The organism is Arthrobacter bussei (assembly GCF_009377195.2).
In the GTDB taxonomy this organism is placed as follows: domain Bacteria; phylum Actinomycetota; class Actinomycetes; order Actinomycetales; family Micrococcaceae; genus Arthrobacter_D; species Arthrobacter_D bussei.
On sequence record NZ_VJXX01000001.1, the window covers coordinates 965,192 to 985,385 of the forward strand.

24 protein-coding genes are annotated in these 20,194 nt (G+C 70.6%); 10 read left to right on the top strand and 14 right to left on the bottom strand.

Annotated elements, in window-relative coordinates:
- Positions 1-9 precede the first annotated feature (9 nt).
- Entirely contained in the window at positions 10-2,172 is a 2,163-nt protein-coding gene (locus FNH21_RS04540; protein ID WP_152812594.1) for a PhoX family protein, read from the bottom strand.
- Between the two features lie 198 nt (positions 2,173-2,370).
- Positions 2,371-3,411 carry an o-succinylbenzoate synthase gene (locus tag FNH21_RS04545; protein ID WP_338403149.1) on the bottom strand — a complete coding sequence of 347 codons (1,041 nt, stop codon included), beginning with the start codon at positions 3,409-3,411 and terminating at the stop codon, positions 2,371-2,373.
- Positions 3,412-3,522: 111 nt separating this feature from the next.
- Between FNH21_RS04545 and FNH21_RS04550 the strand changes: the two genes are divergently transcribed.
- From FNH21_RS04550 to FNH21_RS04560, 3 genes are all read left to right on the top strand, one after another.
- Positions 3,523-4,437: a phosphatase PAP2 family protein gene (locus FNH21_RS04550; protein WP_152812596.1), complete on the top strand. Its 915-nt coding sequence runs from the start codon at positions 3,523-3,525 to the stop codon at positions 4,435-4,437.
- 105 nt (positions 4,438-4,542) lie between these two features.
- Positions 4,543-5,691 (top strand): zinc-dependent alcohol dehydrogenase, encoded by a 1,149-nt coding sequence (locus tag FNH21_RS04555; RefSeq protein WP_152812598.1) that lies wholly within the window; start codon positions 4,543-4,545, stop codon positions 5,689-5,691.
- A gap of 10 nt (positions 5,692-5,701) precedes the next feature.
- Positions 5,702-6,295: a hypothetical protein gene (locus tag FNH21_RS04560; protein WP_152812600.1), complete on the top strand. Its 594-nt coding sequence runs from the start codon at positions 5,702-5,704 to the stop codon at positions 6,293-6,295.
- Positions 6,296-6,373: 78 nt separating this feature from the next.
- On the opposite strand, the gene FNH21_RS04565 is transcribed toward FNH21_RS04560, so the two are convergent.
- Complete coding sequence (locus tag FNH21_RS04565) at positions 6,374-7,612, bottom strand: MFS transporter (RefSeq protein WP_191931614.1); 1,239 nt, start codon at positions 7,610-7,612, stop codon at positions 6,374-6,376.
- Positions 7,613-7,801: 189 nt separating this feature from the next.
- Here FNH21_RS04565 and FNH21_RS04570 point away from each other — a divergent pair, with 189 nt between their 5' ends.
- From FNH21_RS04570 to FNH21_RS04580, 3 genes are all read left to right on the top strand, one after another.
- Positions 7,802-8,395: a sulfite oxidase-like oxidoreductase gene (locus FNH21_RS04570; protein ID WP_152812602.1), complete on the top strand. Its 594-nt coding sequence runs from the start codon at positions 7,802-7,804 to the stop codon at positions 8,393-8,395.
- The gene (locus tag FNH21_RS04575; protein ID WP_338403150.1) at positions 8,392-9,108 is read left to right on the top strand and encodes an FAD-binding oxidoreductase; all 717 of its coding nucleotides are present in this window, start codon (positions 8,392-8,394) and stop codon (positions 9,106-9,108) included. Before FNH21_RS04570 ends, FNH21_RS04575 begins: the two co-directional genes overlap by 4 nt.
- A 69-nt stretch (positions 9,109-9,177) precedes the next feature.
- On the top strand, positions 9,178-9,462 hold the full coding sequence (locus FNH21_RS04580) for a DUF6510 family protein (RefSeq protein ID WP_152812606.1): 285 nt from the start codon (positions 9,178-9,180) through the stop codon (positions 9,460-9,462).
- A gap of 10 nt (positions 9,463-9,472) precedes the next feature.
- Here the strand turns inward: FNH21_RS04580 and FNH21_RS04585 are convergent, their stop codons facing one another.
- From FNH21_RS04585 to FNH21_RS04605, 5 genes are all read right to left on the bottom strand, one after another.
- The gene (locus FNH21_RS04585; RefSeq protein WP_152812608.1) at positions 9,473-9,775 is read right to left on the bottom strand and encodes a hypothetical protein; all 303 of its coding nucleotides are present in this window, start codon (positions 9,773-9,775) and stop codon (positions 9,473-9,475) included.
- A gap of 183 nt (positions 9,776-9,958) precedes the next feature.
- A complete protein-coding gene (crcB, locus tag FNH21_RS04590; RefSeq protein ID WP_152812611.1) occupies positions 9,959-10,342 on the bottom strand; it encodes a fluoride efflux transporter CrcB in 384 nt (127 codons plus the stop codon).
- Positions 10,339-10,824 (bottom strand): fluoride efflux transporter FluC, encoded by a 486-nt coding sequence (locus FNH21_RS04595; protein WP_241742728.1) that lies wholly within the window; start codon positions 10,822-10,824, stop codon positions 10,339-10,341. Before FNH21_RS04595 ends, crcB begins: the two co-directional genes overlap by 4 nt.
- Entirely contained in the window at positions 10,817-11,563 is a 747-nt protein-coding gene (locus FNH21_RS04600; RefSeq protein WP_152812613.1) for a dienelactone hydrolase family protein, read from the bottom strand. The genes FNH21_RS04595 and FNH21_RS04600 overlap by 8 nt, the downstream gene beginning before the upstream one ends.
- 175 nt (positions 11,564-11,738) lie before the next feature.
- Complete coding sequence (locus FNH21_RS04605) at positions 11,739-12,263, bottom strand: GNAT family N-acetyltransferase (protein ID WP_191931616.1); 525 nt, start codon at positions 12,261-12,263, stop codon at positions 11,739-11,741.
- Between the two features lie 74 nt (positions 12,264-12,337).
- Between FNH21_RS04605 and FNH21_RS04610 the strand changes: the two genes are divergently transcribed.
- Complete coding sequence (locus tag FNH21_RS04610) at positions 12,338-12,874, top strand: GNAT family N-acetyltransferase (protein ID WP_191931617.1); 537 nt, start codon at positions 12,338-12,340, stop codon at positions 12,872-12,874.
- 33 nt (positions 12,875-12,907) lie between these two features.
- Here the strand turns inward: FNH21_RS04610 and FNH21_RS17265 are convergent, their stop codons facing one another.
- Positions 12,908-13,033 carry a hypothetical protein gene (locus tag FNH21_RS17265; protein WP_277819704.1) on the bottom strand — a complete coding sequence of 42 codons (126 nt, stop codon included), beginning with the start codon at positions 13,031-13,033 and terminating at the stop codon, positions 12,908-12,910.
- A gap of 89 nt (positions 13,034-13,122) precedes the next feature.
- Between FNH21_RS17265 and FNH21_RS04615 the strand changes: the two genes are divergently transcribed.
- A complete protein-coding gene (locus FNH21_RS04615; protein ID WP_152812618.1) occupies positions 13,123-13,539 on the top strand; it encodes a hypothetical protein in 417 nt (138 codons plus the stop codon).
- A gap of 54 nt (positions 13,540-13,593) precedes the next feature.
- Positions 13,594-14,571, top strand: coding sequence for an NAD-dependent epimerase/dehydratase family protein (locus tag FNH21_RS04620; protein ID WP_152812620.1), 978 nt, complete (start codon positions 13,594-13,596; stop codon positions 14,569-14,571).
- On the opposite strand, the gene FNH21_RS04625 is transcribed toward FNH21_RS04620, so the two are convergent.
- Positions 14,568-14,828, bottom strand: coding sequence for a DUF2630 family protein (locus tag FNH21_RS04625; protein ID WP_152812622.1), 261 nt, complete (start codon positions 14,826-14,828; stop codon positions 14,568-14,570). The genes FNH21_RS04620 and FNH21_RS04625 overlap by 4 nt on opposite strands.
- A gap of 319 nt (positions 14,829-15,147) precedes the next feature.
- On the opposite strand from FNH21_RS04625, the gene FNH21_RS04630 reads away from it, so the two are divergent.
- A complete protein-coding gene (locus tag FNH21_RS04630) occupies positions 15,148-15,777 on the top strand; it encodes a nucleoside/nucleotide kinase family protein (RefSeq protein WP_338403151.1) in 630 nt (209 codons plus the stop codon).
- 18 nt (positions 15,778-15,795) lie between these two features.
- Here FNH21_RS04630 and FNH21_RS04635 read toward each other — a convergent pair whose 3' ends face one another.
- The 4 genes from FNH21_RS04635 to FNH21_RS04650 are packed head-to-tail and all read right to left on the bottom strand — an operon-like array spanning position 15,796 to position 20,146.
- Positions 15,796-16,704, bottom strand: coding sequence for an aldose 1-epimerase family protein (locus FNH21_RS04635; RefSeq protein ID WP_152812624.1), 909 nt, complete (start codon positions 16,702-16,704; stop codon positions 15,796-15,798).
- Positions 16,701-18,212, bottom strand: coding sequence for an arabinosylfuranosidase ArfA (gene arfA, locus FNH21_RS04640; RefSeq protein WP_152812626.1), 1,512 nt, complete (start codon positions 18,210-18,212; stop codon positions 16,701-16,703). Before arfA ends, FNH21_RS04635 begins: the two co-directional genes overlap by 4 nt.
- A 50-nt stretch (positions 18,213-18,262) precedes the next feature.
- Positions 18,263-19,192, bottom strand: a complete 930-nt coding sequence (locus FNH21_RS04645) for a carbohydrate ABC transporter permease (RefSeq protein ID WP_152812628.1) — start codon at positions 19,190-19,192, stop codon at positions 18,263-18,265.
- Positions 19,193-19,195: 3 nt separating this feature from the next.
- Entirely contained in the window at positions 19,196-20,146 is a 951-nt protein-coding gene (locus FNH21_RS04650) for a carbohydrate ABC transporter permease (RefSeq protein WP_152812630.1), read from the bottom strand.
- Between the last annotated feature and the right edge of the window lie 48 nt (positions 20,147-20,194).

Consider the following 20,194-nt stretch of genomic DNA (forward strand, 5'->3'; position numbering starts at 1 on the left):
GGGACGGCGCTACTTGCCGTCGCTGTTCCCACGGGATTCGCTGACGCCGGACTTCGGCCGGGCCTTGCCGGGCGAGCGGCGGCCGCGTCCCCTGTGGTCCTCGGCCGGAGCCTCCGCGCCGCGGTACACCTGCACCACGGAGGGGCGGGGGACGGCTGCCTCACCCTTGCCGGGCAGGGCCCCGAGCGGTACGTAGTCCGGGAAGAGCGAAGCCTGCTCGGCCCACGTCCCGTCCTCGCCCGGGTGCTGCACGGCCACGAACACACTGCCCTCCTGGTCCCGGATGATGGGCCCGCAGGTCTCGGCGTCGCGCGGGACCGCGAGGAACTGCTGCACACGGCCGCGCTCCGCGCCGACCAGGCCGACCTTGAACAGCCCGTCGTTGAATCCCACGGTGCCGGGCTGGCCGTCGGTGGAGATCCAGAGGTTGCCCTCGGAGTCGAACGCGACGTTGTCCGGGCAGGAGATCGGCGAGACCTTGTCCTTCGGGTAGCCCGCGAAGTAGGTGGACGGGTTGCGTGCAGGATCACCGCAGACGAGCAGGAGGTTCCAGGTGAAGCGCGTGCCGGTCGCGTTGTTGCCGGCCTCGGTGATCTCCACGACGTGGCCGTCGCGGTTCTGCGTGCGCGGGTTGGCCTCGTCGGCGATCGCGTTGGAACCGACGCCGCGGTTGGTGTTGTTGGTGCAGGCGACGTAGACCTTGCCGGAGACGGGGTTCGGCTCCACGTCCTCGCAGCGGTCCATCTTCGTGGGGCCCACCGTGTCCGCCGCCAGGCGGGTGAAGACGGCCACCTCGGCCGCCGTCATGCCCGGCACCACCGACTGGTTGTCGATGAGGAGCGGCAACCACTCGCCGACGCCGTCGAAAGCTCCGTCGGAGGGGAGCGTGCCCGTGCCGTTGATCTCGGCGACCGAGTTGCCCTGGAAGCGCGCGACGTACAGCGAGCCCTCACTGAGCAGCGTCATGTTGGCGCGACGTGCGGCGGGGTTGGTGCCCGGGGTGACCCGGTTCCTGGAGACGAACTTGTAGAGGTAGTCGAAGCGCTCGTCGTCGCCCACGTAGGCGACCACCCGGCCGTCGGAGGCCACCGTGACGTTCGCACCCTCGTGCTTGAAGCGCCCGAGTGCCGTGTGCTTCTTCGGGGTGGACGTGGGATCGAAGGGATCCACCTCCACGATGTAGCCGAAGCGGTTCGTCTCGTTCTCGTAGCCGGCGTTCCGGGTGTCGAAGCGCGGCTCGTCGATCTCCCAGCCGCGGACGGTCGGACGGTTGCTGATGCCGTAGCGGCGGTCGCCGGCGCTCGTGCCGGGCGAGACGAAGTAGCCGTTGAAGTTCTCCTCGCCGGAGAGGATGGTGCCCCACGGCGTGGTGCCGCCGGCGCAGTTGCCCAGCGTGCCGAGGATCGTCCGTCCCGCGGGATCGTCCTTGGTCTTGAGGAGGTCCGAGCCCGCGGCCGGGCCCGTCACCTCGTACGGCGTGGTGGTCAGGTAGCGGCGGTTGAGGGCCGCACCCTGGATGTAGGACCAGGGCTTGTTGGCGTTCTTGCGCTCGAGCTCGACGACGGACAGGCCGTGTGCGGCCTTGCCGATCCCGCGCACCTCGGCTGCGGCGAGGGTCGGTGGGACCATGATGTTCTCGTTCGTGTACTCGTGGTTCGCGAAGAGCACCGCGCGGCGGCCCTTGCTGCCCTCGATCTCGATGATGTCGGTGTAGTCGCAGTTGTAGCCGAACTGCAGCGCCTGCGCTGCCGCGGTCTGGTTGCCGGCGTCGAACCTCGGCGAGTCGGCGAACAGGGGATCGCCCCAGCGGATCACCGGCTTCCAGCCGTAGCCCTCGGGAACGGTCATGTCATCCACCAGGGCGTCCACGGGGGCGATGGCGGTGAAGGCCAGCTTGCCCGCCGGCTTCCCGGGCTTCCCCGGGGCGGCGACGGCGGACACGGCGCCGGTCGGGGTGCCGACCAGGAGCGTCAGTGCTCCGGCAGCGCCCACGCCGAGCGCGCTGCGGCGCGAGAACTCGCTGCTGACGATGTCGCGGAAGTAGGTGTTCCTCGACGTGTTGCAGACCGGATCGGAGCACGCATTGTCACACTTCAGGGCGCAGGTCACGGCACTGCGCTTGCCCTTGGTGTGGCCCAGCATGGGCAGCAGGCGGCGCGTGGTTTCAGTCATGGGGGTGGTACCTCTCAAGAAGATGAACGGCGTTCGCCCCTCACCCTGCCGAGACCACCTGAACAGCCGTGGTGCGCGCCGGTGAACGCCGGGTTAACGGCGCCGGAACAGGGTCCGCCCGTCAGCCTCCCGGAAGCACCGCATCCTGCAGCGCCCCGTCGAGCCCGCTCGCATCGACCGCGTATCTCCTGCGTGTGATCATTCCGTGTCGCCGGCGGCGGACTTCCGGTCCCGCGCTGCTAGGACCGCATGGGTCCGGGCGAGCCGCTCCAGCCACCAGGACCGACGGCTTCCGTCGGCTGCGAACCGCAGCAGTCGTTCTTCACGCACGTCGACGTCACGCACGGGCAGGCGACCGCCCTCGGGCACCAGCGAGGCGTCCGTGACGTCACCCTCCATGAGCGAGACCGTGGCCAGGCCGCAGGCGAACGGCAGGTCGGGAAGCGCTGCCGCGAGCGCGACACCGGAACGGATCCCCACCGAGGTGTCGAGCGCGGAACTGACCACGGCCGGCAGCCCTGCCTGCCGGATGATGTCGAGCGCCCGCCGCACTCCCCCGAGTGGCGCGGCCTTGACCACGAGGACGTCGGCCGCGTCCTCGCGCGCGACCAGCAGCGGATCCTCCTGCCGCCGGACGCTCTCGTCCGCCGCGACCAGGATCTCCGACCCGCGGCGCCGGAGTTCCAGGCGGACGGCCCGGAGGCCCGGGATGTCGGCCACCGGCTGCTCCACGTACTGCAGGCCGGACGGAGCCAGGGCATCCAGTGCCGTGAGTGCCTCCGTGACCTCCCAGCCGCCGTTCGCGTCCACCTTGATGCCGGCGTCGGGCAGGAGTCGGCGTACCTCAGCCACGCGGGCGACGTCGTCGCGCAGGTCCTGTCCCCGCTCCGCCACCTTGACCTTGACCGCGCCCACCGGCCCGAAGCGGGCGAGGACACCCTCCACCGCCTCCGGCCCGACGGCGGGGACGGTGGCGTTCACCGGCACGGAGTCCCGGACCGGGGCGGGGTACCCCGCCCAGGCCGCCTCGAGGGCGGAGGCCAGCCACGGCGCGGACTCGTCGTCGTCGTACTCGAGGAAGGGGCTGAACTCTCCCCAGCCGGCGGGCCCCCGCACGAGGAGTGCCTCGCGATGCAGGACGCCGCGGAACTTCACCCGCATGGGGATGGACACCACGCGGGCCGAGGACAGCAGGTCCTCGAGCGACGGCAGGGGCAGGGGGGCGGTCTGTGGCGTCACGCCCTCAGGCTACGGCAGGGGCCCCGCGGTCCCGGGAGGGCAGGCCGACGTCTCAGGACGAGGTCACAGGACGGTGGCGGAACTCCGAGGTCGGTGTGGAACGATTGACCGATGACCACGCAGCGGACCAGGACGACCGCCCGGGCGGCGCGCTCGCCGTTCGTCTTCGTGCTGGCCGCACTCGCCTGCGCGGCGGCTCTCGGCTGGACCTACTGGGCGTTCGTCCGGACGACGACGGGACAGTTCGCGGACGAGTCGGCCTGGCAGGAAGCAGGGGTGGCGGCGCCGGACACGCAACTGCCCTTCCTGCGGTTCCTCGACACTCTTCCCGCCATCTCCGTTGTCCTCGCCGCGGCGGCCATCCTCTTCGTGGTGCTCAGGCGGCAGCGGTACGGGGCCGCGGTGGTCGCCGTCGCCGTCGTCCTGACCTCGAACCTGACCACCCAGGTACTGAAGAATCTCGTCTTCGACCGGCCCGACCGCGGCGTCGCCACGCTCGCCTTCAATTCATTACCCTCCGGGCATACGACTCTGGCGGCATCGGCGGCAGCTGCCGTCTTCATCATCATGACCCCCCGCTGGCGTCCCTTCGCCGCGGCTGCGGGCGGTGCGTACTCCGTCCTCGCCGGGGTGGCCACGTTCATCAACCTGTGGCACCGTCCGGCGGACGTCGTCGCGGCTCTTCTCGTCGTCGGTACCTGGACTCTCATCGGCGGCCTCATCATCATGCGGACGGGCGATCACTGGAACCGGTGGGAGGGATTCGGCAGCGGGTGGGGCTCCTCGCGCGGCTGGCTGGTGCTCTGCTGGATCCTGGGCCCGGGCGGCCTGCTCGTGTCCGCCGTCCTGTACGTGTCCGTTCAGGCAGCGGGTCCGGCCGCCGTGCCGGGGACCGCGACCGTCCCCCTCTTCTTCTGGTGGGGGCTGACGTGGATCGTCGGCGTGGGCTTCACCCTCTCCGGGGCCGCGGGCTGGCTGTTCGCCGCCCAAGCGCGCCGCGCGCCGGCCACCGACTGCCGGCGGTAGCACCCTCCGCGGTCCTCCGCACGCGCTTTCCGTCCCCTGCTCCTTGTTGAAGCACCGCACCGTCCGGTGCCACGCTGACCGGACGAGCGACGAAGGAGGAGACGGATGAGAGCCATGGTCTACCGCGGTCCCTACAAGATCCGCGTCGAAGAGAAACCCATGCCGAGGATCGAACACCCGAACGACGCCATCATCCGGGTGACGACGGCGGCGATCTGCGGCTCCGACCTGCACCTGTACCACGGGATGATGCCGGACACCCGGATCGGCCACACGTTCGGCCACGAGTTCATCGGCGTGGTCGAGGAGGTGGGCCCCTCGGTGCAGAACCTGAAGCGCGGCGACCGCGTGATGGTGCCCTTCAACGTCTACTGCGGCTCCTGCTATTTCTGCGCACGCGGCCTCTACTCCAACTGCCACAATGTCAACCCGAATGCGACGGCGGTCGGTGGCATCTACGGGTACTCGCACACCACGGGCGGGTACGACGGCGGGCAGGCCGAGTTCGTGCGCGTGCCCTTCGCGGACGTGGGACCGGCCATCATCCCGGACTGGATGGACAGCGAAGACGCCGTGCTGCTCACGGACGCCCTCGCGACGGGCTATTTCGGGGCGCAGCTCGGCGACATCGTCGAGGGTGACACCGTCGTGGTCTTCGGGGCGGGACCCGTGGGCCTCTACGCCGCGAAGTCCGCCTGGCTGATGGGCGCGGGGCGCGTGATCGTCGTCGACCACCTCGAGTACCGGCTCGAGAAGGCGCGCACCTTCGCCCACGCCGAGACCTTCAACTTCGCGGCGTACGACGACATCGTGGTCGAGATGAAGAGGACCACGGACTGGCTCGGGGCCGACGTCGTCATCGACGCCGTCGGGGCCGAGGCGGACGGGAACTTCCTCCAGCAGGTCACCGGGACCAAGCTCAAACTGCAGGGCGGTTCGCCGATCGCGCTCAACTGGGCGATCGACGCTGCCCGCAAGGGCGGCACGGTGTCCGTCGTCGGCGCCTACGGGCCCATCTTCAGCGCCGTGAAGTTCGGGGACGCGCTCAACAAGGGCCTCACGCTGCGCATGAACCAGACACCGGTGAAACGGCAGTGGCCGCGCCTCTTCAGCCATATCCAGAACGGCTTCCTCAAGCCGAACGACATCGTCACCCATCGGATCCCGCTGGAGGACATCGCCGAGGGGTACCACCTGTTCTCGGCCAAGCTCGACAACTGCATCAAGACCCTCGTCATCGCGGACCCCAGCTAGGAGGCACACCATGTCGACGACGCCGTCCACCCCCTACGTCGCCAACAAGCCGAAGGACATCCCCTCCCCGGAGGCTCTCCGGGCGCGCATCCCGGGCTGGGGTGCGGACCTCGACCCGAAGGACCGGCCCTCCTACCCCCGCGAGGTGTACGACCCCGCGGGCACCGGCGCGCACTGGGACTACCCCGAGGAGCAGCAATCGGGCCGGGAGGGCCGGGAGCGTTCGATCGAGCACGGGCAGCTGACGCCGGTCTTCGGCACCAGCGCACCGCTGCACGGCGTCTCCGGCCGGATCCGCCGGTACGCCTACCGCTACAGCGAGGGGCGCGCGGCGCACTGGCTCATCCTGATCGGGGCCGACCGGGTGGATGCCTGGGGGGCGCACCTCCGATCCCTGGTGTCCCTCCGTCCGGACAACCCGGTGACCGAGACAGGGGTCCTGGCGGAAGGACGGTTGCACGGCATCGCGTCGCGCCTCGGGAAGAGGCGCGCCGACGTCAACCACCAGTGGCTCGACCCCGTCATCGTGGGCGGTCCGTGGGTCGTGGCGACGGCAGGAGCCGTTCTGGCGGCGCGGGTGGTCCGGCGTCGCGCCCGGCGCTGACGAGGGCGTCGCGCCCGGCGCTGATGAGGGCCAGGTCACGGCGACGGCCGGAGCGTAATCGGCCGCACGGCACATGCCTCAGCTCCGCGGCACCGCCGGTTCCGCGGAGCCCGGTGCAGCGCGCGGGATCCAGTACCAGAGCACGGCAGCACCGAGGAAGCCGAGGGCGGCCGTCGCCCAGATGCCCGCGGACAGGGTCGCCAGCGCCGTGACCAGGGACAGGAGTGCGGGTCCGGACATGTTCCCCACATCCGTGAACAGCCGCCAGATGCCGAGGAACTGCGGACGGCCGGGCGACGGCGAGAAATCGGCGCCCAGCGTCATCACGATGCCCGAACCGATGCCGTTGCCGAACCCGATGAGCAGCGCCACCAGCAGCAGGCCGACTGCGTCCGCGGTGAACGGCAGCAGCGTCAGGGACGTGCCCATGATGAGCATGCACGGCACGGCGATCCAGCGGCGGCCCTTGACGTCCATGATCTTGCCGGACGGGTAGAAGATCAGCATGTCGATGGCGCCCGAGAGACCGTAGATGAGCGCCGTCGACGAGGCGTCCAGCCCGATGCTCTCCGCCCAGAGCGGGAGGACGGCCTGACGCGTCGCCCGCACCGCGGCGATCAGGAGGACACCGACACCGACCGTGACGAAGATCCGGGAGTGGCTGCGCATGACGGACCGCACGGTCGGCGCGGGCGGAGGCGCCAGCGCCGCCCCGACGGGCGACTGCGCGGTGAGGGCCAGGCGGCCGGGAGCTCCGAGCTCGGGGACGCGCCAGCTGAGGGCCGCGGCTGCGATGCTCGCGACCCCGCCGACCCAGTAGGCGCCGTCCAGGCCGTACACGGCCATGGCGAGGGCCGCGGCGAAGGGGCCGATGAACACGCCGATGCGCGTCACGCCGCCCAGGGTCGAGAGCGCGCGTGCTCGGAAATGGGCCGGGACGGCCTCGGTGAGGTAGCTCTGCCGGGCGAGGCCGAACACGGCACCGGCCATGCCGACCATGAACACCGCGGCGGCGAAGACGGGGAGGGTCGGTGCAGCGAGCGCCAGGAACATCGCGGCCGCGCACCACAGCGCCGCCCCCACCAGCGCTTTCCGCTCGCCGAAACGGGTGGCGATCAGGGTGGCCGGGACATTCGTGACGAGGGACCCGATCCCGGACAGCGTGATGACGAGGGCCGCCGTCGCGACGTCTGCTCCGAGGTCGCGCGCCGTCAGGGCGATGACGGGCAGGATGGCCCCTGTCGCGACGCCGTAGAGCAGTGACGGCCCGTACGCCCCGACGGCGATCGATCGGAGGTCGAAAGTTTCCCTGGGCACCGTTCCACCCTAGTCCGAGGGCCGGCATCGGACGCGGTCGATGTCCTCGCGACGCTACGTCAACAGAGGGACCGCGGCAACGCAGCGCGACGACGACGTGACCGCGGCTCTGGACGGAGAGGGCCCGGCGGACTACCTTGTTCCTACCGCCGCGGCTGACCCGGCGGCCTCATCCCGGCGGGAGCACCCATGGCGACACCGACCTCAGGCTTCACCGGCAGGCGCCAGAACAGGGGCGCGAACCTGCCACCGGGCCAGTACCTGACGGACAGCTTCCCCGTGATGTCCGCAGGGCCCACCCCGCACGTGCTGCTCAGGGACTGGAGCTTCCAGATCGCGGCCGGGCCGGGCCGGACGCACCGGTGGAGCTGGGAGGAGCTGCAGGCCCTGCCGCAGGAGGACGTCACCACCGACATCCACTGCGTGACGCACTGGTCGAAGTTCGGCACCACCTGGCGGGGCGTTACGCTGGACACGCTCTTCGAGGACGTCGAGTCCGACGCCGAGTACACGATGGTGCACTCCTACGGCGGGTACACGACGAACGTCCCGCTCGATGACCTCCTGGACGGGAAGGCGTGGCTCGTCCACGAGTTCGACGGCGAACCCCTCCCCTCCGCGCACGGCGGCCCGGCCCGGCTCCTGGTGCCGCACCTGTACTTCTGGAAGAGCGCCAAGTGGGTCAGCGGGATCCGGATGATGGACCAGGACCTGCCGGGCTTCTGGGAGACCAACGGCTACAACATGTACGGGGACCCGTGGCGGGAGGAACGCTATTGGTGAGGAGGACGTGGCAGACCGCACAGGTCAGCGCCGCCCGGCCCGAGACCGCCGACGCCCGCACCATCCGCCTGCGCTTCCCCGAACCCGTGACCGGCACGGCCGGCCAGCACGTGGACCTGCGCCTGACGGCGGAGGACGGGTACCAGGCCGTCCGCTCCTACTCCGTGGCCGCCTGGGTCCCGCCGTACGAGCTCGAGGTGACGGTCGAGGAACTGGACGACGGCGAGGTGTCCCCGTTCCTCGTCGGCGTCCTGGCCGTGGGTGACGACCTCGAGGTGCGCGGTCCCGTGGGCGGCTGGTTCACGTGGACACCCGACAACGGCGGCCCTCTCCAGCTGATCGCGGGAGGATCGGGCGTGGTACCGCTCATGGCGATGCTGCGCTCGCACTCCGAGTCCCGCTCGGCGGTCCCGGCCCGGCTGCTCTACTCGGTCCGCAGCCCCGCGAGCATGTTCTACGGGGGCGAACTCGCCGTGATCGGGCAGGAGAACTCGCAGGTGCGGCTGGACATCGCCTACTCCCGTGAGGCTCCAGAGGGAGCGACAGCGGGCAGGCTCACCCATGAAGCCGTGACGGCGTCGTGCTTCCCGCCCGAGGACGCGCCGGCCATCTACATCTGCGGGTCCACGGGCTTCGTGGAAGCGGTGTCCTCCTGGCTCGTGGAGGACGGACACGAACCGGCCCGCATCCGCACGGAGCGTTACGGCGGGTAGGCACGACGGCGGGCGAGCCGATCGCGCAGGACATCGGCGGCCACCGGGACAGCAGGGGAAGGACGGAGCATGGACAGCACGCAGGAGTACTCACCGGACCAGGAGCATGTGGACGGCAACGCCCTCGCCGGCGCCCTGGACCAGTTCGTCGCGGACCTCACGAGCGCCGACTGCATGTGCGCCGGATGCGGGACCTCGGGCCCCCTGGCCGCGGCGCTGCTCTACCGGCAGGCGCCCGGGATGGTGCTGCGCTGTCCCAGCTGCACCGCGGTCCTGCTGTGCCTCACGGATCAGGGTGACCGGCAGATCCTCACGGTCGACGGCGTACGGCGCCTCGTCATCAGCACACCCTGATCGTCCACGCCTACTCGCCGCCGCCGTCGCCCGCGTCGGCGCCCGCCCCGAACGAATCCGAGGCCCCGAAGGACGCGGGCAGGCCACCCTGCGGATCACCGTGACTGGATGTGACATAAGCGTGCAGGGAGTCGCCCGCCCGGAGCACCGAGGCATCCGTGTAGTCGGGTGGCCCCTCCTCGAGGGCCAGGGCGGGAAGCGGGGCGCAGGCGATGGTCGTGCCGGCCGCAGCGGGCCACGGCACACGGGTGGCGAGATCCTCGGCCTCGACGGCCGGTGCCGCAGGAAGATCGGGCTGCAGGTCCTGGTCCACGCTTACCTCCTCGTCAGGCACCACTCTCAGGGTGCACTGTCTCGATGGTCCCGCGTCCAGCGGAGGAGTCAAGGGGTCCCGGACCCTCGACGAAGGAGGGTACGCCCGCCGTGCCGGGCGGGATCCGGAGGAAGCGGCATGCCGGCGGGCGTGGACATGGCTGCAGACCAGGGATACCCGGGTCTACCCGGCCAGAAGGAACCCCGCCCACAGCCCGAGGCCGGCTGCGGCCAGCGCCGTCACCGCTGTGCCGAGTCCGGAGAGGAGGGCAGCGCGGGTCCGACCGGCCTGTACCAACCGCACGGTCTCGTCGCTCGCCGTGCTGAAGGTGGTGTATCCGCCGAGGAATCCGGTCCCGGCGATGAGCGTCCACTCCGGCGGCAGGGCCGCCGCCAGGACGATCCCGGTGAGCAGGCCCAGGAGCAGGGAGCCGGAGATGTTGACGGTCATGGTGCCGACCGGGGCCGCCCCGTGCATCCGCGAGCGGATCATCCCGTCGAGCACGAAGCGGGCCACGGATCCCAGTCCGCCCGCGAGACCGACGGCCAGCACGACGGCGACGCTCATCGCTCGGACCCGCGATGGTGCTGTTCCCCGGTCGGACGCACGCTGTGCCCGACGGCGATACCGGCCGCCGTCGCCACCAGTCCCATGAGGACCGATACCGCCAGGTAGCCGAGTCCTGCGAGGAGGCGCCCGCCGGACACCAGGAGTGACGTGTCGACGGCGAGCGCGCTGTAGGTCGTGAACCCCCCCAGGAATCCGGTGCCGAGCACGAGCCTCAGCGCCCGGCGCCGTCCCACGTCGGGACCTCGGCGCGCGAGCGCCTCGAGCAGCACGCCGAGGGCGAACGCGCCGGTGACATTGATCAGGAGGATACCGAGCGGCAGGCCACCCGGAGCCGGGAGCACCTCGGCCAGGCCGAACCGGGCGAGCGTGCCGGCCGTGCCGCCCATGAGGACCAGCCCCAGGTACCGCGGCCGGAGGTGTACCGGGCGCCGCCCGGCGGGAGGCCGGGCAGCGCCCGGTGCGTCGTCGCGATCAGGCAACGTGCCGCGCGAGGAACTCCAGCGTGCGCTGCCAGGCGTCCTCGGCCGGAGCTGCCCGGTAGGCGAAGCGGTTGGAGTCGTTGAAGAAGGCGTGGCCGGCACCCGGGTAGACGACGGCGGTGAAATCGACCCCGGCGTGCTGCATCGCCGCCTCGAGGGCCGGCAGTTCCTGGAGGAGCCCGTCGTCGTCCTGCCCGTAGAAGGCGAGGACGGGTGCCTCGATGCGCCCGAGCTCTTCCGCCGTGAACGTGGCATGGCCGTAGAACGGCACGCTTGCGAGGAGGCGCGGCTCGTGCACGGCGAGGGAGAAGCTGTACGTCCCTCCGAAGCAGAAGCCGATGATGCCCACGCGCCCGGCCACCTCGGCGTCGTCGAACAGATGGGAGAAACAGGCCCGCACGCGCTCCGTGGTGAGCGCGCCGAACTCGGGACTGCGCAGGGGCGCGAGGAGCGCACGCAGCTTCGGCTGCGCCTCGTTCCGCGCCTCGTCGTCGGGCCCGGCCAGCGCCTCCCCCAGGCCCAGGGTGTTCTGCTCGGTGATGCCCTGGTCCGCGAGGAGATCGGGCGCGACCACGACATAGCCCTCACGCGCGAAGCGGTCGGCGACATCACGCGTGTGGCCGACGAGCCCCCACACCTCGTGGACGAGCACGAGCCCGCCCCGGATGGGTCCCTCCGGCCGGACGACGTAGGCGGAGACGGTGCCCGAGGGGGTGTCGATGTCCTGGAGGGTGCTCATCCGCCTAGGTTTGCACGCTTCACCGTGCCGCGCCAACCACCCGCCCGGTTGTCCGCGACGATGTCGCGGAAGACCTCCCGCAGTGATGCGGGCGGGGTGCGTTGTCGTCGTCGGTACGCGGATCGGGTGTCCCTTGCATCGAGACAGTGTGCCGGCGACGGCGTGGAGCGCCCCGTCAGGCCAGGACGGAACAGCTCACGCGGAGCTCGCGGAGGGGTGGGTCGAAGCGGTCGTCGTCCTTCTCGACGCCGTCCGCCCGCCAGCCGTGCCGCGCGTAGAAGACCAGTGCCCGCGCGTTGCCCGCCGCCACCCACAGATAGCCGCTGCCGTACCCCATTCCCGCGAGCTCGGTGACACTGCGGGTGAAGAGCCGGGACCCGAAGCCCCTGGACCAGTACTCGGGAGCCAGGTTGATGGCCTGCAGCTCCCCCACGCCCCGGTCGACGTCGTCCCGCGGCAGACCGAAGCCGGACCAGCCCGCCACCTCGCCCCCGACCGCGAGGACGAGCTGCCGGACGTCGGGCGTCTGTGCCCCGAGCCGCTGCTCCCACCCGGTGGTCAACCGTGCATGGTCCATCCGGGCCAGGTAGTCGGCCGGCAGGATGCCCCCGTACGCCGCCCGCCACGCGTCGATCTGGGAGCGGGCGAATCCGGGTGCGTCGACCGCCGTCGCCTCCCTGATGACCCAGCTGCTCTGCACTGTTCCCCCCTCTCCGGCGACCGTCCCGACTCCGGCACGGTCGGGTCCGGCCGTCGCTCGGCTACGATGGCGCGGTGTCCAGCACCACCCTGCCATCCGGGACGACCCTGCGTCTGCTCGAGTCCACCGACGCCGCTGAGCTCGCCGCCGCGTATCGCCGGAACCGCGAGCACCTTGCCCCGTGGGAGCCGCTGCGCGAGGAGGACTTCTTCACCGTGGAGGGTCAGGCCGGTGCGGTCGCCGCCCGACTCGCGGGCCTCGCATCAGGGACGGACGCGCCCTGGGTCCTCGAGGCCGAGGGCAGGATCGTCGGAGCGGTCACCCTCTCCGGGATCGTCCGTGGCCCCTTCCTCAGTGCCCACGTGGGCTACTGGGTGGACGCCGCGCTGCAGGGACGGGGCATCACGTCGGCCGCACTCCGGGCGGTCCTCACCGCGGCCCGCGACGACCTGGGGCTGCACCGCGTGCAGGCCTCGGTGCTGCCGCACAATGCCGGGTCCCGGGCTCTCCTCGACCGGGCGGGCTTCACCCTGATCGGATCGGCGCCTTCCTACCTCCGGATCGCGGGCCGATGGCAGGACCACCTCCTGTACCAGCGCATCCTCGCCTGACCGGGACCGGCTGCGGACCCTGGTAACCGCCCGTCAGAGCGCGCCGAGGGCCTGCGCCGTCGGCACGGCGGAGGCCGCGGCCCAGGCCTGCGCACGGCACGACGCCGGGTACGGCACCGGGCGCTCGACGTCGGACAGACCCTCTCCGACACGCGCCACGTCAGGACACGCGGTGCCGGGAGCGCCGGCAGGCGGATCAGCGGGTACCATCGGTGCCACCACCCTCAGTCAACGACGACGGACGCGTGATGGCTTCTAGACTCCTCGTACCACTCGGCATGATCAGCACCTCCCTCGGGATCCTCGCGCTCTTCGCGGGCGTCCGGGGCTACCCGTTCCTCCTTCTCGCCGCGGGCGGGATCGTTCTGGCGCGCTCCTGTTTCTCCACCGGCACTGACCCCGCCGCGACGCGGGCCGACCCTGCGCCCGTTCCGCAGTTCGCCCTGCCGGCGGTACCCGAATGTCCGCCGGAGCGCCTGCGCGAGGCCCGGACGCTCGCCGCGCGCCTGGCCCGTGCGGCGAGCGAGGACCGGGCCCGGGCGGCGAGCGAGGACCGGGGCTCGGAGGCCGGGTACGGGGCAGATGCTCCGGGTTCGCCGACCGCAGGCAGGGCACGGGTCCTCGCGGACGCTGCGGCGCCGCCGTCCGGCCGGTGGTCGCCGTGACGACGCCCTCGAGCGCAGTGCCGTGAAGCGCTCTGTGTGCTGGGTCGGAGCGCCATGAGGCGCGTGCTGATCCTCGGTGGCACGGCCTGGCTCGGCAGGGAACTGGCGGCGCGGTTCCTCGACGAAGGGGACGAGGTGACCTGCCTGGCGCGCGGCACGGCGGGGCCGCCACCGGCTGGAGCCGTTTTCGCCGCAGCCGACCGTGCCGATCCCGCCGCCTACCGGGCCGTCGCCTCCGAGGACTGGGACGAGGTCGTCGAGATCTCGTGGGACGTGCAGCACGTCTCCGGCGCCCTGGCCGCGCTGGCCGATCGCGCCGCCCACTGGACCCTGGTGTCCTCGTGCTCCGTGTACGCCTCGAACACCGAGCCCGGGGCGGATGAAGCCGCCGCCCTCGTCGACGTCGGGGCCGGTGCTGATACCACGGACTATGCCACGGCGAAGGTGATGTGCGAGCAGGAATCACGCAGGGTGCTCGCAGATCGGCTGCTCACCGTCCGCGCAGGCCTGATCGCCGGTCCCGGCGACGGCAGCGACCGCTTCGGCTACTGGGTATCGCGCTGCGCCCTGGCCGGCGACGGCGCCGTCCTGGCACCGACCCTCGCCGGCCGCTTCATCCAGGTCATCGATGTCCGGGACCTCGCGGCGTGGACCGTCGACGCCGGCCGTGCGGGGACCACGGGCTCGATCAACGCGGTGGGTGACGAGACGTCCTTCGGCGGCATGCTGGTCCAGGCCCGCTCGGTCGCGGGACATACCGGTGCCGTCGTCGAGGCGCCGTCGGACTGGCTGCTGGAACAGGCCGTGACCTACTGGGCGGGCCCGCGGTCGCTCCCACTCTGGCTACCCGAAGACTTCTCCGGGTTCAACCGGCGCAGCAACGCCGCCTTCAAGGCTGCGGGAGGAAGCCTGCGGGACCTTCGGCGGACCCTCGAGGACACGCTCGACGACGAACGCGCGCGGGGACTGACGCGGGACAGACGATCGGGACTGACGCGCCGGGAGGAGCTCGCTCTGCTGGCCTCGCTCTAGGAGCGCCCGCGCGTCCTCGGCCAATACCCCTCGACCTGGCTCACCGGGCGGACGGCGGCACCGTCCGGGTCCTGTCCGTACTGGGACCTCGCCCGGCGCTGGCGTAGCAGGTCCCAGCACTGGTCGAGGCTCTCCTCCAGGTGGCGCAGCCGCTCGGAGTTCTCCTGACCGCGCATGCTGCCTGCCTCGTTCTGCCGCAGGTCGTGCTCCTCGTCCACGAGCGAACGGATCGTGGTGAGGATGTTCTGGTCGTCCATGCTGGGCCTCCTCGGCGTCTCCGCGCGCAGTGCTCACGCTGCGGACCGTGTACGGGCGCACGCGGTGCACGTACCGTACCCGGATCGCACGATCCGGACCAGACCGGCGTTCCTGGAGCACCACGTCGAGCCCGAGCGGGCGGAGCAGCGCCACGCCGTGCCCTGCCGGCGATGGCTTCCCCCGACGGCACGACGGCGGCGGATGCCGGCTGTGCGGTCGGGCCCTCCGGCGCTGTGAGGTTGCTGTGCATCCGCCTGTCGGACCGCAGGACAGGGAACACCGCGCGCGGACCTCCCGTTGGACGGTGTGTCCCCTCTCGTGAAAGGTACTTCGCTGCGCATCCTCCTCATCGGTATCGACGGCTCCGGCAAGAGCACGGCAGCGCACGAGCTGGAGCGGGCCCTCGTAGGCCGGGGGCAGGCCGCCGCCGTCTTCAGGAATCCTGCAGGCCGCCGGACGATGGCCGGGTGGTGGGCCCGGCTCGGACACGCACCGGGTCCGCGTGTCCTCGACGCACTCGAGACGGTCGCCCGGGTGGTCAACGTCCTGCGCAACGAGCTGCGGATGCGGACCTACGACGGCGTCGCGGTGCTGGACCGGGGCCTGGAGTGCCAGCTGGCGCTCCGCGCCGCCCGGGGCCTGCCGCGGGGCGTGATGGTGCCCTGGCTCCTCGGCCTGCTGCCCGCCGCGGACGTCGTCGCCTTCTTCGACGTCCCGGTCGACGTGGCCGTCGACCGGGTGAGGCTCCGCGCCACCGACGAGGAGGACCCGGCGGACCTGACGGCACTGGAGGCCGGGTACCGCGCCCTGTCCGAGTTCGCCTCGTTCACGGCCGTCGACGCGTCGAGGCCCCTGCATGACGTGCTCGAGGACCTGCTCGCACTCGTCGACGGCGAAGGCGCCGCATCCGCGAGCGACCGCCTGCTCGCGGTCTCTCGCACCCCGTAGGGACCCGCCCGGCGCCGCCTAGAGCGCGCTGATCGTCCAGCCCGTCCGGTGCGTCTGCCCGGGCTCGAGCACCACGAGGTCCTCGCCGGAGTTGAAGGCCTCCGGCGGGCAGGTCATGGGTTCGACGGCGAGACCGAGGCGCGTGCTCTCGGGCTTCTTCGGGAGGTCCGCGGTGTGGATCTGGACCCAGGGGCAGCTCTCGTCCCACGTCATGGCCGTCCCCGTCCCATCGGCAGGGTCCATGAGGCGCACGGTCGCGAACCCCGCGGCATCACGCTGGATCCCGGTGAACGCGTGGTCGATCTGCACGTCCCCGAGGGCGTGCGCCGAGCGGAAGTCGAAGGGCGTCCCGTCCACGTCCTCCCTGCCGACCGGCAGCAGGCGGTCGGCAGTCACGGTCAGCACCGTCGAGGCGGGGAGTTCGAGCACCCAGTCGTCGAGCGCGGACGTGCCTGCCACCAGGTACGGGTGGGGGCAGACCCCGTAGGGGGCCCGGTTGGATCCGGTGTTCAGCGCGGTGACCTCGGTCCGGAAGCCGTCCGGGCCCACGCCGAAGCGCGCGTGCAGCGCCACGGTGAAGGGGTACGCCGCGCTCGGCTCGATGGTGCAGCCGAGCGTCACGCTGGAGGCCGTGTGCTCCACGAGCGTCCAGGGGATGTCGAAGACGAGTCCGTGGAGGGCCGTGACCCGCTCGGGTTCGTTGATCGCCAATTCGTGATCGACGCCGTCGAACGTGTAGCGCCCGTCGGCGATCCGGTTGGGCCAGGGAGCCACGAAGGCGCCGCGGAAGTTGGGCATGTCCTCGTCGGGGCCGAAGCCGACCACGAGGGGGCGGCCCTCGTACGTCAGTTCACGGACGGCGGCACCGAGACCGAGGACGACGGCCGCATAGCCGTCGCCCTCGATCCTGTATTCGGGATGGTTCATGCGAGGGCTACGGCCGTCCATGACACGGGTGGCAGCGTGACGGTCACGGCGCCGCCGTCGAGTGTCGCCGTGGTGTTGGGCTTCATGGTCACGCGCTCGGGCTCCTCGAGAGTGTTCTTCGCATACACGTCCGTATCGTACAGCGACTCGGCGCTGACGCCGGTGAAGCCGTCGAGGGCCGCGATGTCGATCGTCACGGTGATCTCCTCGGTCTGCGAGCGGTTGACCAGGAAGACGGCGGCGGTACCGGCGGCGTCGTCGTGCGTCGCCACGGCGTCCACGAGCGGGACGACGCCGTACTCGGCGCTCTCGTACGTGCCGGCGTCGAGCTTGAGTTCGAGAACGGAGCCCTGCGCCAGGCGTGAGGTGATGGCGAACGGGAAGAAGGTCGTCTGCCGCCATGCCGGGCCGTCCGGCTCCGTCATGATCGGCGCGATCACGTTCACGAGCTGCGCCAGCGACGCCGACGTCACTCGGTCCGCGTGCTTGAGCAGCGAGATCATCAGGTTGCCGAACACGACGGCGTCCGCCACCGAGTAGCAGTCCTCGAGCAGGCGCGGGGCGACCGGCCAGTTGTCGAGGCCCTGGATCTTGTCGACGTTCTCGAAGCGGCTGATGTACCAGACATTCCACTCGTCGAAGGAGATGTTGATGGTCTTCGAGCTGCCGCGGACGGCCTTCACGTGGTCGGCGGTGGCGACGACCGATTCGATGAAGTGGTCCATGTCCACGGCGGAGGCGAGGAACGAGGCGAGGTCGCCGTTCTTCTCCTCGTAGTAGGCGTGGCAGGAGATGTAGTCGACATCGTCGTACGTGTGCGACAGGACCACGCGCTCCCACTCGCCGAAGGTCGGCATGTGGGCGCTGGAGGAGCCGCAGGCCACGAGCTGGATCGACGGATCGAGCTGGCGCATGGCCTTGGCCGTGCGGGAGGCGAGCTTGCCGTAGTCCTCCGCGGAGCGGTGCCCGAGCTGCCACGGACCGTCCATCTCGTTGCCGAGGCACCAGATCTTCACGTCGAACGGGTCGGGCCGCCCGTTGGCCATGCGCTGGTCGGCGAGAGCCGTGCCCTTGGGCAGGTTCGCGTATTCGAGCAGTTCGAGGGCCTCGAGCGTGCCGCGCGTCCCGAGATTCACCGCGAGCATGAGGTCGCTGTCCACCTTCCGCAGCCAGGAGGCGAACTCGTGCATCCCGACCTGGTTGGTCTCCGTGGAGTGCCATGCGAGATCGAGGCGCGTGGGGCGCTCCTCGCGCGGGCCCACGCTGTCCTCCCAGCGGAAACCGGAGACGAAGTTGCCGCCCGGGTAGCGGATGGTCGAGACACCCATCTCCCTGACCAGCTCGACGACGTCCTGGCGGAAGCCCTCGTCGTCGGCCGTGGCGTGGCCGGGTTCGTAGATGCCGTCGTACACGTGGCGGCCGAGGTGTTCGACGAAGCCGCCGAAGATGTTGCGGTTGATCGGCCCGACCGTGAAGTGGGGGTCGAGGGTGAGGCGTGCGTTCTGCATCGAACTACTTTCTGCGCGGTGTCGTGGGTCGGTGGGGGCGGGTGCCCGGGCTACTTGAGCGAGCCCAGGGACAGTCCGCCCTGCCAGTACTTCTGGAGGGACAGGAAGGCGATGATCAGCGGGATGATCGAGATGAAGGCACCCGTGGTGATGAGGTTCCACAGCGCCTCGCCGCCGCTGCCGGCGTTGGAGAGGGCGGTCCAGCCGTTGAGTCCCACGGTGACGGGGAGCAGCAGCGGGTCGCTGAGGACCGCGAGCGGCAGGAAGAAGTTGTTCCAGGTGCCGACGACGGAGAGCAGGAGCACCGTGACGATGGCCGGGCGGAGCAGCGGCAGCGCGATGGTGAAGAACGTCCTGAGTTCCCCCGCCCCGTCGATCCGGGCGGCATCGAGCAGTTCGTCCGGCACCGCCTCCTGGGCGAAGACCCGCATGAGGTAGACGCCGAAGGGGCTGAGGAGCGACGGGAGGATGACGGCCCAGATGGTGTTGACGAGACCCACCTCGCTGAGCAGGACGAACGTCGGGATGACGAGCGCCGTCAGCGGGACCATGACCGCGCCGAGGAGGACGCCGAAGAAGGCGCCCCTGCCGCGGAACCTGTACTTGGCGAAGCCGTAGCCGGCGAGGACCGCGAGGACCGTCGCACCCACACCGCCGGAGATGGCGTACAGGAACGAGTTGCCGAGCCACCGCCAGTAGATGCCGTTCTGGCGGTCGAACAGGCCCTGCACGTTGTCGAAGAAGTGGAACTCGTCGTCGAACCACAGCGGCCCACCAGAGCCGCTGAAGAGGCCGGCGGTGTCCTTGGTGCTCGCGACGGACAGCCACCAGATGGGGGTGATGAAGTAGATGACGAGGATGAGCAGGAAGATGTGCGAGCCGATGCGTGGTCCGCCGCTGCGGGCCCTGGTGCGCGACGCCGCGCTCCGGCCCCTGCCGCCCTGCTGCTTCGGATCGAGCGTGTCGGTGACGAGTGCCATGGCTTATTTCAGTCCGCTCTGCTTGCGGGTCAGGAAAAGGAAGAAGAAGGAGAACACGAAGACCACGATGCCGAGGGCGAAGGAGATGGCCGAGGCGTAGTTGAACTGGCTGTAGGAGAAGGCCAGCGAGAACGCGTACATGTTCGGTGTGTAGTCCGTGGGGATGGCACCCTGCGCCACCCCCCGCAGCACCTGTGGTTCGGTGAAGAACTGGAGGGTCCCGATCAGGGCGAAGATCACCACCATGACGAGCGACGAGGAGATCATCGGCACCTTGATGCGCGTGGCGATCTGCCGGTCCGAGGCGCCGTCGAGCACGGCCGCCTCGTAGATACCCGGGTCGATGCCCCGCAGCGCCGCGTAGATGATGATCATGTAGTAGCCGGCCCACTGCCAGGTGACGATGTTCACGAGGCTGCCGAAGATGCTGTCCTGCGCGAGGAAGTTCGGCGCCTCGGCCCCGAACAGGGCGAAGACCGTACTCGCGGGACCGAAGCGCGGGCTGTAGAGGAAGCCCCACATGAGCGCGCCGATGACCACGGGCACGGCATAGGGGATGAAGATCATCAGCCGGGAGAACTTCGACGCCCAGGTGGCCAGGTTGTCGAGGACGAGCGCGGCGATCAGCGCCACGATCATCTGCGCCGGGATCATGATGAGCCCGAACTTCGCGACCGTGAGCAGTCCGTCGAGGAAGAGCGGATCGGTGAAGGCCTTGGCGTAGTTCGCGAATCCCACGAACCTGTCGCCGGTGGCGAGCGTGCTCGTGAACAGGCTCATCCGGAAGGCGAAGACGAGCGGGAGGACCAGGAAGGTCAGGAAGATCAGGGCGAAGGGTGCGACGAACAGCCATCCCCAGCGTTGGCGGCGCCGGTAGTTCCTGTCCGGTCGGTGCTTGACCGGCTGGTGTGCCTCGGCGCGGTGGGACGACGTCGGCGCGGTGGTCGTGGCCATGGTGGTCTTTCCTCGGGATCGGAACGGATGTGGGGTGAAGGTCTCCGC